The 14,608-nt window shown below is 39.7% G+C and carries 14 protein-coding genes; 1 reads left to right on the plus strand and 13 read right to left on the minus strand.

Features of this window, described 5'->3' with window-relative positions; genetic code table 11:
* Positions 1 to 42: 42 nt before the first annotated feature.
* From aroC to xerC, 7 genes are all read right to left on the minus strand, one after another.
* Positions 43 to 1,221 carry a chorismate synthase gene (gene aroC / locus IEU65_RS00305; RefSeq protein WP_010278288.1) on the minus strand — a complete coding sequence of 393 codons (1,179 nt, stop codon included), beginning with the start codon at positions 1,219 to 1,221 and terminating at the stop codon, positions 43 to 45.
* A gap of 1 nt (position 1,222) precedes the next feature.
* Complete coding sequence (gene aroB, locus IEU65_RS00310) at positions 1,223 to 2,287, minus strand: 3-dehydroquinate synthase (protein WP_010278290.1); 1,065 nt, start codon at positions 2,285 to 2,287, stop codon at positions 1,223 to 1,225.
* Entirely contained in the window at positions 2,284 to 3,276 is a 993-nt protein-coding gene (gene aroF / locus IEU65_RS00315) for a 3-deoxy-7-phosphoheptulonate synthase (protein ID WP_010278291.1), read from the minus strand. The genes aroB and aroF overlap by 4 nt, the downstream gene beginning before the upstream one ends.
* Positions 3,277 to 3,307: 31 nt before the next feature.
* Positions 3,308 to 4,132, minus strand: coding sequence for a shikimate dehydrogenase family protein (locus tag IEU65_RS00320; protein WP_010278293.1), 825 nt, complete (start codon positions 4,130 to 4,132; stop codon positions 3,308 to 3,310).
* Positions 4,129 to 6,054, minus strand: a complete 1,926-nt coding sequence (locus IEU65_RS00325) for a transketolase family protein (protein ID WP_010278296.1) — start codon at positions 6,052 to 6,054, stop codon at positions 4,129 to 4,131. Before IEU65_RS00325 ends, IEU65_RS00320 begins: the two co-directional genes overlap by 4 nt.
* 354 nt (positions 6,055 to 6,408) lie before the next feature.
* Entirely contained in the window at positions 6,409 to 7,287 is an 879-nt protein-coding gene (locus IEU65_RS00330; RefSeq protein WP_010278297.1) for an aldose 1-epimerase family protein, read from the minus strand.
* A 40-nt stretch (positions 7,288 to 7,327) separates the two neighbouring features.
* Positions 7,328 to 8,230, minus strand: coding sequence for a tyrosine recombinase XerC (xerC, locus tag IEU65_RS00335; protein ID WP_010278299.1), 903 nt, complete (start codon positions 8,228 to 8,230; stop codon positions 7,328 to 7,330).
* Between the two features lie 155 nt (positions 8,231 to 8,385).
* Here xerC and IEU65_RS00340 point away from each other — a divergent pair, with 155 nt between their 5' ends.
* Complete coding sequence (locus tag IEU65_RS00340) at positions 8,386 to 8,826, plus strand: hypothetical protein (RefSeq protein ID WP_010278302.1); 441 nt, start codon at positions 8,386 to 8,388, stop codon at positions 8,824 to 8,826.
* Positions 8,827 to 8,858: 32 nt separating this feature from the next.
* Here IEU65_RS00340 and IEU65_RS00345 read toward each other — a convergent pair whose 3' ends face one another.
* The 6 genes from IEU65_RS00345 to IEU65_RS00370 form a co-directional block, all read right to left on the minus strand.
* Positions 8,859 to 10,202, minus strand: a complete 1,344-nt coding sequence (locus IEU65_RS00345; RefSeq protein WP_010278305.1) for a PFL family protein — start codon at positions 10,200 to 10,202, stop codon at positions 8,859 to 8,861.
* A gap of 44 nt (positions 10,203 to 10,246) precedes the next feature.
* Positions 10,247 to 10,540 (minus strand): ACT domain-containing protein, encoded by a 294-nt coding sequence (locus IEU65_RS00350; protein WP_010278308.1) that lies wholly within the window; start codon positions 10,538 to 10,540, stop codon positions 10,247 to 10,249.
* Positions 10,541 to 10,567: 27 nt separating this feature from the next.
* Positions 10,568 to 11,071 (minus strand): ASCH domain-containing protein, encoded by a 504-nt coding sequence (locus IEU65_RS00355; protein ID WP_010278311.1) that lies wholly within the window; start codon positions 11,069 to 11,071, stop codon positions 10,568 to 10,570.
* Positions 11,072 to 11,095: 24 nt separating this feature from the next.
* Complete coding sequence (locus tag IEU65_RS00360) at positions 11,096 to 11,539, minus strand: nucleoside 2-deoxyribosyltransferase (protein ID WP_010278314.1); 444 nt, start codon at positions 11,537 to 11,539, stop codon at positions 11,096 to 11,098.
* A gap of 98 nt (positions 11,540 to 11,637) precedes the next feature.
* Positions 11,638 to 12,795 (minus strand): hydroxymethylglutaryl-CoA synthase, encoded by a 1,158-nt coding sequence (locus tag IEU65_RS00365; protein WP_010278316.1) that lies wholly within the window; start codon positions 12,793 to 12,795, stop codon positions 11,638 to 11,640.
* A gap of 68 nt (positions 12,796 to 12,863) precedes the next feature.
* Complete coding sequence (locus IEU65_RS00370; RefSeq protein WP_010278319.1) at positions 12,864 to 14,486, minus strand: ABC-F family ATP-binding cassette domain-containing protein; 1,623 nt, start codon at positions 14,484 to 14,486, stop codon at positions 12,864 to 12,866.
* Positions 14,487 to 14,608 lie beyond the last annotated feature (122 nt).

Consider the following 14,608-nt stretch of genomic DNA (forward strand, 5'->3'; position numbering starts at 1 on the left):
ATGTCTCCAATTTTTATGTACGCGGTGAGACCCGCTTATTTTTTAAAATGTTCTAATTTCGTCACGATAGCGTTCAACTTGTTCTTTCATTCGATCAATATTATCTGCGTCAAATTTGTCTAACACCGCTTTGGCCAATTCAATAGCAACCATCGCCTCGGCAATAACTGCAGCAGCTGTCACGGCCGTCGTATCTGAACGTTCAATTGACGCTTTATGGTTTTGATGTGTATCAATGTCAACTGATTGCATAGGACGATAGAGTGTTGGAATTGGTTTCACCACACCTCGCACAACAATCGCCTCACCAGTCGTCATCCCCCCTTCAAAACCACCAAGATTATCAGAACCACGATAGAAACCACACTTTTCATCCCAAAAAATTTCATCCATAACTTGGTCACCAAATTTTTCAGCATTATCAAAACCACCACCAAATTGAACACCTTTAAAGGCATTTATGCCAACAATTGCGCGCGCAATTTTAGCATCTAATTTGGTGTCAGCCGATACATATGATCCTAAGCCGACTGGCATGCCAGTGGCCATCACCTGAACCTGACCACCCACCGTGTTAGCGTTCCGTTTCGTTTGATCGATTACTTCGCGAATCGCTGCGTCGGCCTCAGCAGATAACGCTCGTGTTGGAAAGCTCTCTGTCACTAAACGTAATTCGTTTAAATCATGGTACTTTGTTAGGTCATTCAAATTCGATTTCGCAGGTCCAACATTAACCACAAAGCCATGAACATCGACACCAATTTCTGATAGTAACTTTTTTGCGACTGCACCTACTGCGACTCGCATTGTTGTTTCTCTGGCCGATGATCGTTCTAATACATTACGCAAATCATCATGATGACGATACTTCATGCCACCGACCAAATCAGCATGACCAGGACGTGGACGTAAAACTTTTCGCAGTGTATTTTCTGATGTTGCTAGATCATCTGGCGCCATAATTTTGGACCAATTATTATGGTCGTCGTTATGAACGTTTAATGTAATTGGCGAACCTAAGGTCAGTTGATGGCGAACACCAGTGAGAAAAGTAACGGTGTCTGTTTCAATTTTTTGTCGTTCACCACGACCATATCCCTGTTGGCGGCGCGCCAGTTGCTCATCAATATCAGCTTGTGTAATATGTAATCCAGCCGGAATACCTTCAATGACGGCAATTTCTTCCGGTCCATGGCTTTCGCCAGCAGTTGTATAACGCATATTAATTCTCCATAAATGCCGGCATATCGGCTATATTCTTCTTAACAATAATTGGTTCACCAATATTAGCAAGTGCAACTAAATTTAACACACCGCCATGATTTTTTTTATCGTTCACTAGATGTTTGAAAAAATTAGGTGTGCCAATCAACGGTGAAGTTGTCGGTAATCCAACTGCTTTCAAACGATCACGCAATGAATCAGTCACGCCACTGGGGGTTATTCCGTCGCGCTCAAAGCGTTGACTAATTTCAATCATACCAATAGCTACTGCTTCACCATGACGGAGTTGACCGTGTGCCAGTAACTCAATCGCATGCCCTAACGTATGACCAAAATTCAAAAACTGACGTTGCCCAGATTCTTTTTCATCAGCCATTACCACTGATGCTTTGTAAGTAATTGCTCTCTCAGACAAAATCTGTGCTTGATCACGTATGTCAGAAACACCCTTGATTGTACCGGTCAATTGATAAAAATCGCCACCAGACAGCGCTGATGTTTTGACCACTTCCCCATATCCTTCGACTAAATCACGATCAGACAACGTGTCCAAATAAGTCGCATCAACTAATACAAGATCTGGCTGGTAAAATGATCCCACAATATTTTTTGTGTCACCTAAATTAACAGCTGTTTTGCCACCAACAGACGAATCAACTTGCGCGGTGAGCGATGTGGCAATTTGTACAAAGGCAATGCCTCGCATATATAAGGAAGCGACCACACCACCCAAATCACCAATGACACCACCGCCCAGAGCAATGACACCATCGCCACGTGTGAAGCCTGCCGAAGCCATTTTTGAAATCAATTCACCAACAGCAGGCAATGATTTTGATGATTCTCCAGCTGGAACAGTCAGCGACAATACTTCATAACCTGCAGAACGTAATTGCGTTTCAGTGTCTGATAAGTAAAGCGGTCCAACATTACTATCTGTCAGCAATGCTATTTTACGTTTGCTCCAAACTTGACTCAATTCTTCACCAATGTGCTTGTGTAGTTGTTTATCAATCTTAACTTTGTAAGTTTTTGTTGCTAATTCAACAATTACTTGACTCATTTAATTGCCTCCCGAATTTGACGTATCTTGTCTGCTAACAGTTTAAATTCATCCGGCGTCAAAGCTTGCGCCCCATCAACAAAGGCATGTGCAGGATCATCATGAATTTCTGTCATAAGGCCTTGTGCGCCTGCTGCCACAGCAGCTAATGCTAGAGGTGCCACAAATTTAGAGACACCAGCCGCATGAGAAGCATCAGCTACAACAGGATAGTGCGTCAACGATTGCAAAACAGGAATTGCAGATACGTCTAAGGTATTGCGTGTGTATTTATTATCATAGGTACGGATACCACGCTCCATCAAGATAATTTGATCATTGCCACCTGCAGCAATGTATTCTGCAGCGTTTAACAAATCGTCAATCGTAGCTGACATACCACGTTTTAAGACAACTGGTTTCTGCTTCTTTCCTAATGCTTTCAACAATGCAAAGTTTTGCATATTGCGTGTACCAACTTGGAAAATATCAGTATATGAATCTACCAAATCAACATCTCGGGTATCTAAAATCTCGGTCACCATATCCATCTCGAGGGCATCAGCGGCCGCGCGATGGGCTTTCAACCCTGCTTCACCATTACCTTGGAAAGAATATGGCGAGGTTCTAGGTTTAAATGCACCACCGCGTAGCACGGTAGCCCCAGCTGCTTTAACTGCTTTTCCCATCGCCTCAACGTGAGCTGGAGACTCAATTGAATCAGGTCCTGCCATGAATGTGAAATGTTGTCCACCAATGACACTGTGAGGTGTTTTAATGATTGTATCTTCGGGATGAAAGTCACGTGACGACTTAATTGCTGAATGATGGTTGGTAATAATCTCCACAATTTCTGATTTTACCTCCTGTAACTCAGTTTCAGGTAAAGTCTTGACACCTGCTAAAGCAACACGGTTATCATGAACAAACACTGGTTTAATTGGATTTTGATGATCTAACACCTGAGCAATATGTTGAGCAGCTACTGTTGATTTTGCAATAATTATCATGTTTTATTCTCCACTTTTTATAATAATGTTTTTAAGATGTAATGGCTTTTGCCATTAAGAGGCGATCGGCTGGCTGGTCAAACCAATATTCAAAACTTAGTGCGCCTTGATTAACTAACATCGGTATGCCATTCATCGTTAGTAATCCTCGTTGTGACGCTGATTTTAAAAGAACAGTCTGCTGATTGCGGTAAATGATGTCAACTACCAGACTATGCAAAGGCATGAGTGATAATTGATAATCTGTCAGCAAAGTTCGCGCATCATTCATGCCAACAGTTGTTGCATTGACCAACATATCTGTTTGAAGTAATGCTTGCGTTAAAGCCTGATTGTCAGCCAAATCTTCCAAGTGTCCGATGCCTTGACTCAAATAGGCAATTTCAGTCTCGCGTTGCGACCAATTTTGATGCGCACGATTGAAAACAGATATATTTCTAACCCCATACTCTCGTGCACTGGCAATAATGGCACGAGCAGCACCACCAGTACCGATGACTACAATATTTTCTTTAGGCTGTTGACGCTTAATACTTTGCCAAAAACCATCACCATCAGTATTTGTGCCCACTAGTCTGTTTTTTATACGTTTCACGGTATTAACAGCCTGTAATCTTTGTGCCAACGGTGAAATATCATCCAAGTAGTTGATAATTTGATTTTTATATGGCGTTGAAACATTAAAGCCATTGATTTGTAACGTTTTTAAACCAACAATCGCCTGCTCAAATAATTGTGGTGCTACATCAAACGCTTGGTAATAGGCATCAATATGAGCTGCATTTATCATTTTATTTTGCATTTTTGGTGATAATGAGTGTCCTGCTGGATAAGCCAATAAACCATATAAAGTCATTTTACGTCCTCAATAATTCGTGCACTGATTGCGTGAGCGTCAAATCCCAATTCGCGTAACGCAATGTCTGGTGCAGCGCTCATACCAAAATCATCAAGCCCAAAAATCAGCCCATTATCCTGCGCAATTTCACGCCACCCCAGACAAGTTCCTGCCTCTATTATGACATTTTTTGCAGTATATTCGTCGACAATGTTATTTCTTTTAGATTTTTCTAATGACTGAAATTTCCTTAAATTGGGCATACTGATGACATTTGCAGGAAATGGCAATAATTCTTTGACTTTTATGGCAATTTGAACTTCTGATCCCGTAGCTATCAAATTGATTTTGGCCTGTTCGTTATGAATAATTTCTGATGCGCCATATTTCTGAGCATTACTGGCTTGTACTTCATTACCTTGGGTGCCTAAATTACCACGACTCAAAATCAAGATTGTTGGTTTGTCAATTGAAGTCAAAGCTTGTTGCCAAGCTAATGCTATTTCATTGGCCGTCCCTGGTCGAAGAACCTCGACATTTGGAATAGAACGTAACGCCATTAGTTGTTCGACAGGTTGATGTGTGGGACCGTCCTCGCCAACCGTTATGCTATCATGAGTGAAAACATAAATCACAGGTACTTTTTGAAGTGCACTCAATCTGATTGCGGCTTTCATATAATCAGAAAAAGCTAAAAATGTTGCGCCAAATATTTTTGTGCCACCATGTAACGCAATACCATTCATCACTGCACCCATCGCAAACTCCCGAACACCAAACGCAATATTACGACCGGCACGATTTTGTGCATTAAACAAATCTGCTCCAACAATTTCAGCGTTCGTGGAAGCGACTAAATCAGCTGAACCGCCCCACAAATTGGGTAGTTGTTGCGCAAATTTTTGCAAAATATGCTTAGAAATTTTACGACCAGCTTGTTGTTTCAAATCATCAACAATTGTTGGTACTTTTAATTTATTAGTTGCTGTTGTCGCCTCATAAGCTTGCATGGCCGAAAGAGATGGTTGTTTCTCTCGATTTAAACGTCGCATTATTCTGTCTTTCATATCAGCCAGTAGGTTAGCTGGTACGTTAAAGTTATCAATGTCCACATTCAAATTATGAGCCAAATCCAGCAATTCACTTGATTTAAGCGGTGTGCCGTGCGCTTTATTGGAACCAGCAAATGGTCCAAAATCACCAATAACTGTCTGAACTGCAATTAAGGACGGTTTGTCACTTTTTTTTGCCATTTCAATTGCGTCATGGATTGCGTTTAAATCATTGCCATCATCAACTAGTAACGTTTGCCAACCATAGCTTTGAAAGCGGACAATGTTATCAGTCACATCAGCACGGTTTTTTGGTCCATCTAAGCTGACGTTATTGTCATCGTACAAAACAATTAAGCGTTCTAACTGTTGTTGTCCGGCTAGTGACGCTGCTTCATGACTAACACCCTCCATCAAATCACCATCACCAACCAAAGCATAAGTATAATGATTAATTACCTCAGGGTGATTAGCCCGCAAATGTTCCTCCGCCATCGCCATGCCAACGGCCATTCCAAGACCTTGCCCCAAGGGACCAGTTGTTGCTTCCACACCTGGCGTTAGGCCAACTTCTGGATGCCCCGGAGTTATTGAATAAGGTTGCCTAAAATCTTGAAGATCATCACTAGAAATATTAAAACCGGCGACATGCAGGGTTGCATACAGTAATGCGGCACCATGTCCAGCAGAGAGGACAAAACGATCTCGATTAATCATCTTCGGATTCTGTGGATTAATGACGAGTTGATTAGCATACAATTCATATAAAATAGGTGCTGCTCCAAGCGCTATACCAGGGTGCCCTGATCCAGCCTTACTAATCATTTGATTAGACAATAGCCGTAGCATGTTAATTGTCTGCGTTTCGATGCTATTATTTGTTGTCATATTATTCTCCGTATTATAAAAAACCGAACTAAGTGCATAACACTTAGTTCGGTTTAACAGAAAATTCATTATCTGAAAAATAGAACGTCACTAAGTGTTTATTACAACTTAGTGACTCAACCTTCAAAAGCTTCTGGTCGCTAAGTGCGTCGTTCCCGACACACTTGGCGTGCGACGGGTTTACATAAACCAGAAGTAAAAATAGCTATTGTTTTTTAAGATTGTATTGTTCATTTTTCCTAACCTTTAATATTTGATGTTATTTATCATAACGGAATTTAATATAATTGTCAATAACTAATTAAATTCTCATAAAAAATAAATTAACTCTACCTGCTAAAACGTCTTGATTTTTTAAAAGAATTGTAGACTGTAGGTGCCTTCAAACGTGTCACCTGCTGCCAAAACATTAACGCCAAACTTTTCTTTGAAGTTACCACTAGCGTCAACAGTATCAGCAATACCCCACCATGGTTCAAGTGCAATAAACGGTGCTTGTTTGCCGGCTGGTGTCCATACACCAATATACTGTGCATTATCCAAAACCATGCGTAAACCATGCTGATTAGCCAATCGCGCTAACAAAAATGATGTTTTCTGACGATCTAGCTTCAAAATAATCGCATCATCATGATAATCCTCTTGTCGTAAACGAAGCGGAATACTTGCATTAAACGGCGTTGGATTATTAGGATTTGAATATGGTCCCACAAGTCGAACACGATCATATGTGACTTCCGGCTCAATTGACAAATAATAGTCAGAAAATTTACCCCCATCAAGTGGTAAATTGAAAGCTGGATGCCCACCAACACTGAAGAACAACGATTCCTCAGTGTCTGGATTGTGCACAATATAAGCAACATGTAATGTATCATCATCGCTTAATTCATAGCTAATATCTAACTGAAACTTAAAAGGGAAGACACGATGTGTTGTTTCCGTATCTACAATCCGGAAAACAACTTTATTCTCGCTTTGCTCAACAACGTCAAACACCATGTTACGGGCAAAACCGTGCTGATTCATGTAATAAGTTTCACCTGCCACTTTAAATTGATCGCCACGCAGGCGACCAACAATTGGAAATAAATTAGAAGCGTGACGACCCCAATATTTAGGATCAGCAATCCAAATATATTCCAACTCAGCATCTTTATGCCAAACACTAGTTAGTTCGGCACCTTCTTCATTGATTTTTACAATTAGGTTTTTATTTTCAAGAGTTATCATAACTATAATTCTACCTTGTTTTTTGTCATTTGTGAAGCGTTTACTTTTTTGCGCGTGGAAAAAAATTTTGATAATTTTTCTGCAAACTTTCTCGAGTAACATGTGTATACATTTGCGTCGTAGAAAGATTGACATGGCCTAATAATTCTTGCACTGTACGCATGTCCGCACCGTGATTTAACAGATGTGTCGCAAAAGTGTGTCGCAACATGTGGGGATGAATTTTGCCGGTTAATGATGATTGCTTCATGAGTTGATCAAGAATATAAGTGATGCCTGCGGTTGTGATGGGTTGTCCACGATGATTAACAAAAACGACACGGTGGTCCATGCCTGCTGTTAACTCTGATCTTAAACCATCAATATAAGTTGAAAGCGCTATTGCCGCAAAATGACCAAAAGGTACATATCTGTCTTTATTACCTTTTCCATGAATTAGAACTAACCGTTGTGAAAAATCGACTTGTTCCAGTTGCAAATTAGCAATTTCAGCCACACGAGCACCCGTGGCATATAAAAATTCCAATAAAGCGGCATTTCGTTGCCAAAGCTTATCTGAATGGTCATATGCCACATCAAACAACTCCTGCATTTCATTTTCATAAAAAAACTCAGGTAAATGATTTTGATGCTTTTTTAAAGCCACATTATCAAATGGATTATCCAAAGCAAACTTATTTGCAATCAAAAATTGATAAAACATACGAAGACTACTAATCTTACGCGAAATGGTTGTTCGTGCTAAATTATGTTCGTAAAGATCATTTAAAAAAACACGGACATCAAGTCCCTGAACCTCTTTGAATTTTGTAAATCCGCCATTTTCAGATAGATATGTTTCAAATTCGGTGATATCAGTGAGATACGCTTTTAAGGTTTGCGGTGAGTATTGGCGCTCCGCTTGTAAATAATCATGATATAGTTCTAGTTCTCTCGTTGTCATATCTCATATTATACCCGCCTTTTAATGTTTAAGAACACTTTAATTTGTTTAGGATATACAAAACTTACCCAAACCCTAAATAAAATATCGTATAGTGATAGTAGTAAACCTTAAAATTAACCATCTAACTATACTTTGTGAACGGAGATTTGCTGATGAAAGTACCAATGACAACCCCATTAGAACAGCTGCGTAGTGGCTTAATGACTTTGCAAAACAGGACACTTATTGTTATTGCTAATTTCCGCAATAACATTTTGCACAACCGTGACTTGCGCCGTGAACGTCCTACCAAAATGTCAGATAACCGAGAATTGACAATTGTCCCCTATGAAGAAAAATCTAAAGTAGTTGATAATGCCAGTTTTGCTTACGCACTTGAAGCTTCTATCACAGAAAGCGACCAAACACAAACCCGACCTCATAGTAAATTATTGCGTGGCATCAAAAACTTTTTCTATCATCCCTTGCGTGTCTTAGCGGCACTAATTATCATCATCTTATCCGTCTATATTGCGTTAATGTTTGTGAAAGCAACAAATACTAATCAAAATCCAATTTCAAATTCTCAACCGCAATACAAAACTAAGAATTAAAAAGATGAGAACCAATTATGGTTCTCATCTTTTTAATTCTTAAACGAATGGATTGGTGCAGGAATATGCCCACCACGATTAATAAAATCAGCACTTGATTTTTCAACAACTGGCATAACTGGTGCCGTACCTAAAAGACCACCATAGTCGACCATGTCACCAACGTCCTTGCCCAACGTTGGCAGGATCCGAACGGCCGTTGTTTTATTATTTTGTACGCCAATTGCCGCTTCATCAGCAATCATAGCACTAATCGTCGTAGCAGGTGTGTTTCCTGGAATAGCAATCATATCCAAGCCGACAGAACAAACTGAAGTCATAGCTTCAAGTTTGGCCAATGATAATACCCCCGCTTTAGCAGCATCAATCATGCCAGCATCTTCAGAAACCGGAATAAAAGCACCTGAAAGACCACCAACGCGCTGTGAAGCCATCACACCGCCCTTTTTGACAGCATCATTAAGTAACATCAATGCCGCCGTTGTGCCATGGGCACCTACTTGCTCAAGACCAATTTCTTCCAGTACTTCTGCCACAGAATCCCCGCGCGCTGGGGTCGGTGCTAGACTTAGATCTACGATCCCAAATTCAACACCAAGACGTTGGGCAGCCAAAGCACCAACCATCTGACCAACACGTGTAATTTTAAACGCGGTCTGTTTGACAGTTTCAGCAACAACTTGAATCGACTCACCCTTAACTTTTTCGATGGCACGTTTAACAACACCAGGGCCTGAAACACCCACATTAATGACTACATCAGGCTCGCTGACGCCATGAAAAGCACCTGCCATAAACGGATTATCTTCAACCGCATTGGCAAAAATAACCAACTTAGCATTGGCGGTATCCGACTTCTCCGCGATTGCCATCACCGTTTCACCCATTAATTTAATAGCATCTAAATTAATACCAGCTTTGGTTGAGCCAATGTTAACACTTGACATGACCAAATCAGTTTCAGTTAAAGCACGTGGCATTGACTGAATAAGGGCTAAGTCACCGTTAGCAAATCCCTTTTGAACCAATGCCGAATATCCGCCAATAAAATCAACCCCGACAGCTTTTGCCGCATCATCCATGGCATGAGCATAGTACAGCATCTCATCAGGTGTTGCGTGACCAGCAATCAAAGCAATTGGCGTGACACTGATTCGTTTATTAGTAATTGGTATGCCGAATTCACGTTCAATTTGTTCAGCTACTGACACCAAATTTTTAGCGTAAGTTGTAATTTTATTATAAATATTTTGGGCGGTAGCCTTCGGATCACCCGCCACAGTATCTAATAAAGAAATGCCCATCGTGATAGTACGAATATCAAGATGTTCTTCTTCAACCATCTGAATTGTTTCCAGTATTTGCTTTGTTTCCATTTTTTCTCCAGTAAACTGTGCTGAGATAGACGCAATTATCGTACTCAGAAAGGTTGGTCTTGCGTTGAAACACGTGACATTGTTTCAAATATTTCTTCACGTTGTGTATGGATTGTCACACCTAATTTATCACCCAGTTGATTTAACTCGTCTTGTAAGGCGTTGAATTGTTCATCCAATGTTTCCAAATTGACTAACATACTCATAGTAAAAATATTTTGCATGATAGTTTGAGAAACATCTAAAATATTAATATGATGTTTTGATAAATTGCTAGCCACAGCTGCAATAATACCTGGCTTGTCTTGCCCCACAACTGTTATAACTGCTTTACTCATAATGATTCTCCATTTCATATAATTATTCTAATAACCATGTTGATGGCGAGCTTGCCATACCTTATAAAGCTCGTCTAATCCTGAATCCGCCAAAACTTTAGCATAAGTTTTTGGCATCTGTGACATGGCGATTGCAGATAGTTCTTTCTCGAATGGTTCAATTCGACTTGATACGATTTTATCACACCGATAGGATTTCAAATCAGCTAGCACAGCGGTATTTTGATGAATTAAACGATCATCAATTGACAACCAACCTAGTTTACCTTTGACCAAAAACGGCTTAACCCAAGATGTCACTGTTAAATGCCAAGCATAAATATCGTCATCCTGACTAACTCGATCAATATGTACCGTTGCTAATGCAGTACGTTTCGGCAACATCAAGTCAAAGGTTCCTTGTTGTGATTTTGCAGATGAAACAACTAGAAAATCTGTGACTTTACCAGGATGCCAAGAGCGATATTCAATTTTTTTTGAGCCAAACATAATCTGCGAAGCGTATGGCTGCCGAATAACTAATGCTTTCATTTGTATTCTATGTCAAGACCAAATCTAAAAAATTTCACCAGTAAAAGGGATCTCTGTTACGGCATCAAAATTATAAGTGGCTAAGTCGTCAACACTTGTCAAGTAAGCAGTTAACGGAATACCCATCATCAAGTTGACCGCTCCTTCTTTTTCTTTAACAACAATTACCGGAATATTGTTCGCAACTGCATATCCAAATTCCCATGCTGTTCCAGGATCTACTTCCTGCCCAACGTAATCAATCACAGCCACCATGATATCAGCATCATTAATAGCGTCAACATCACCATTATACGTAGCGATTCGCCATTCATGAGAAAACATTTCAAATTCTTCATGTTGGTGTTCTCTAGGTGAAAATACAGAGGAGGCTGTCTCATTTTTTGCTAAAGCAGATTCAGCTCGCGATACACGATCAATTTGTTCTTCATCGAAAAAGGGACTCGCCAAGTAGATTTTTTTTGCCATTTTTTTGCTCCATTTTTATTGATAATACTAGTCTAACAGATAGCTAAGTATTCGACTAGTAATTCTTTTAACAAAAAAACGTGTTCAAAAACACGTTTTTAGCTATATTGTCGTTCACCGTTTTGCCAGCCCAGGAATTGAAAATGATGCTTTTTGGTAGCTGACCTTATCACGTCGACATGAGAATCTAATAGTTGTGATTGGAATATTTTTTCATATTGTGCCACAGACACCTGTTGTCTTTCAGACAATTGCTTTGCAACTGATGCTGCGGGAATCGAAGACCTGAAATCTGGTTGCAGTGTCATTGAATATAACTCAGCTTCAGCCCCAGAACCATAACTAAAAATGGCAACTTTTTCACCTGGCTTCAAATCTTTCGAATGACTGAGAAGAGACAACAAGCTGAGATAAACTGAACCAGTATACAAATTACCAACATGCCGGCTGAATTGTTGACTCGCAATTAGGTTATTGAGCAAACGCTTCTGTTGTGCTTCATCAGCCTCTAAAATAATTTGATCTAAAGCTTTTTTCCCCATTTTAGTGTAAGGCAAATGAAATGCAAATCCAGTAAAGTCATTCAAACTATGCTTTGTTTGATTTTTATAACGCTGCCAAAGGGTCAAAAACATTTCTTTGTATACTTCAGTAGACAGATGACCATCGACAAGTGCTTCAGTCCGGTCAACGGGTCGCCAAAAATCCGCTACTTCTCGACTCATGTAGACAGAGTCATCGTTAATCAACGTAATATTCGGATTAGTAGCCACGATCATTGCCACAGCGCCGGCACCTTGCGTGACTTCTCCAGCAGTTGCTAAGCCATATCGCGCGATATCTGAGGCAATAACAAGAACTCTTTTATCCGGATGAGCAGCTACATAATCACGTGCTTGCATCAAGCCAAAGGTTCCAGCATAACAAGCCTGTTTGAGTTCAATCGTTCTGACAAACTCAGATAGTTGTAATAATTTTTGAACATAAATCGCACTCGACTTTGAATTATCAATACCCGATTCTGTGGCAAAAATAACCATATCAATGGTTTTTCTTTCTTGATCGTCAACGATTTGTCTCGCTGCATTAGCTCCCATTGTAACGACATCTTCATCATTAGGTATGACAGCTTGTTCATCTTGACCGATACCAATCGTATATTTATCCGGTTCGTCACCTCTTGCTTTCGCCAATGTTACTAAATCTAGCACATATTCTGGTGTATAAAAAGCAATTTTGTCAATTCCAATATTCACTTTAAATTACCTCGATTACAATTTTAACGACTACATTCATTTTAACAATGATTCTTAAACAGAGATCCTTAGTATAAGGCTTTGACTTTATCTTGAATGCTATCGTTATTAATAAATTCGTCATAAGTTGTGTCCACGCGATCAACAGCACCTTTTGAAGATACTTCAATCACATGGTTAGCGGTTGTTGCCAAGAACTCATGATCGTGTGATGTCAAAATGATTGAACCCTTAAAAGCAACGACCGCATCGTTAAGTGACTGAATTGATTCCAAATCTAAATGATTTGTCGGATCATCCATCAGCAAAACATTTGCTTTAAGCAACATCATTTTGGCTAAGACAATGCGAACCTTTTCACCACCAGACAAAACATTAATTTGCTTCAATGAATCATCTCCTCGGAACAACATCTGCCCTAACATGCCACGTAGACTTGTATTATCTTTTTGTTCTTCTTCGGCGAAATCACGTAACCAATCTAAAATGGTTAAGTCTTGATTTTCAAAATTATCGTTCAAATCTTTCGCAATGTAGGACTGAGATGTGGTAACACCCCAAGTAACAGTTCCCGCATCCGGTTCTAAAGTTCCCGCAATGATTTGCATCAAAGTCGTGGTTGCCAAATCAGAGCGAGACAAAATAGCAATTTTATCTCCCGGGCGACCAATGAAAGAAATATTATCTAATACTTTTTCGCCATCAATTGTTTTGGAAACATTTTCAACACGAACCATATCATTTCCCAATTCTCGATTTAATGGGAAATTGATGAATGGATATTTTCGTGATGAGGGCTTGATATCATCCAGAGTTATCTTGTCCAGTTGCTTCTTTCGAGCAGTCGCTTGTTTAGACTTTGAAGCATTCGCAGAGAAACGCGCTACGAATTCTTGTAGCTGCTTAATCTGTTCTTCTTTTTTTGCATTCTGTTGCGAGGCTAGGCGTTGTGCTAATTCAGAAGACTCACGCCAGAAATCATAGTTACCAACAAATGGTGTGATTTTACCAAAATCAACATCCAAAATATTAGTAGAGACCGCATTCAGGAAATGACGATCATGGGACACGACGATGACCAGATTAGGAAAATCAGCCAAAAAATCCTCTAACCAATTAATTGTTTGAACATCTAGTCCATTAGTTGGCTCATCTAAAACTAGGATATCCGGATTACCAAACAACGCTTGCGCCAATAATACCTTGACTTTATCGTTTTCAGTCAGCTCACCCATTAATGTGTACTGCATGTCATCGCCGATGCCTAATTTACTGAGTAATTGTCCGGCTTCTACTTCAGCATTCCAACCATCTAGCTCTTCAAATTCCGCACCTAAATCAGCCACTCGAACACCATCTTCATCGTTAAAATCGGGTTTGGCATAAATAGCGTCCATCTCGGTTTTAATTTGATAAAGTCTTTCGTGACCCTGAATAACAGTATCTAATACTGTAAAGTCATCAAAAGCGAAGTGATCCTGCTGTAAAGAAGACATTCTTTCGCCATCACCAATTGTAATAGTTCCTTCGGTAGGCTGTAACTCACCTTGAAGTAACTTTAAGAAAGTTGATTTTCCAGCACCATTAGCACCAATAATGCCGTATGTATTGCCAGGCGTCAACTTCAAGTTAACATCTTGATATAATTTTGGTCCTGAAAAACTAAAACTCATATTTGCGACTGTAATCACGTTAAAATCCTCCAATTTAAAAACTTGATAAATCACATGCTCTTGCATGATCTTTACCAAATTACCTTATTTTAGTGTAACAGAAAAAGCGCTAATTATCGCGCTTTTTCTAAATATCACAT

Source organism: Leuconostoc pseudomesenteroides KCTC 3652 (assembly GCF_014634745.1).
In the GTDB taxonomy this organism is placed as follows: Bacteria; Bacillota; Bacilli; order Lactobacillales; family Lactobacillaceae; genus Leuconostoc; species Leuconostoc pseudomesenteroides.

What these genes read in the sequence shown, in the direction of transcription:
- IEU65_RS00325 (WP_010278296.1), bottom strand. Translation starts at nt 6,054, where the DNA reads ATGACAACAAATAATAGCATCGAAACGCAGACAATTAACATGCTACGG.
- IEU65_RS00330 (WP_010278297.1), bottom strand. Translation starts at nt 7,287, where the DNA reads ATGATAACTCTTGAAAATAAAAACCTAATTGTAAAAATCAATGAAGAA.
- IEU65_RS00355 (WP_010278311.1), bottom strand. Translation starts at nt 11,071, where the DNA reads ATGAAAGCATTAGTTATTCGGCAGCCATACGCTTCGCAGATTATGTTT.
- aroF (WP_010278291.1), bottom strand. Translation starts at nt 3,276, where the DNA reads ATGATAATTATTGCAAAATCAACAGTAGCTGCTCAACATATTGCTCAG.
- xerC (WP_010278299.1), bottom strand. Translation starts at nt 8,230, where the DNA reads ATGACAACGAGAGAACTAGAACTATATCATGATTATTTACAAGCGGAG.
- IEU65_RS00320 (WP_010278293.1), bottom strand. Translation starts at nt 4,132, where the DNA reads ATGACTTTATATGGTTTATTGGCTTATCCAGCAGGACACTCATTATCA.
- IEU65_RS00345 (WP_010278305.1), bottom strand. Translation starts at nt 10,202, where the DNA reads ATGGAAACAAAGCAAATACTGGAAACAATTCAGATGGTTGAAGAAGAA.
- IEU65_RS00360 (WP_010278314.1), bottom strand. Translation starts at nt 11,539, where the DNA reads ATGGCAAAAAAAATCTACTTGGCGAGTCCCTTTTTCGATGAAGAACAA.
- IEU65_RS00340 (WP_010278302.1), top strand. Translation starts at nt 8,386, where the DNA reads ATGAAAGTACCAATGACAACCCCATTAGAACAGCTGCGTAGTGGCTTA.
- IEU65_RS00350 (WP_010278308.1), bottom strand. Translation starts at nt 10,540, where the DNA reads ATGAGTAAAGCAGTTATAACAGTTGTGGGGCAAGACAAGCCAGGTATT.
- aroB (WP_010278290.1), bottom strand. Translation starts at nt 2,287, where the DNA reads ATGAGTCAAGTAATTGTTGAATTAGCAACAAAAACTTACAAAGTTAAG.
- aroC (WP_010278288.1), bottom strand. Translation starts at nt 1,221, where the DNA reads ATGCGTTATACAACTGCTGGCGAAAGCCATGGACCGGAAGAAATTGCC.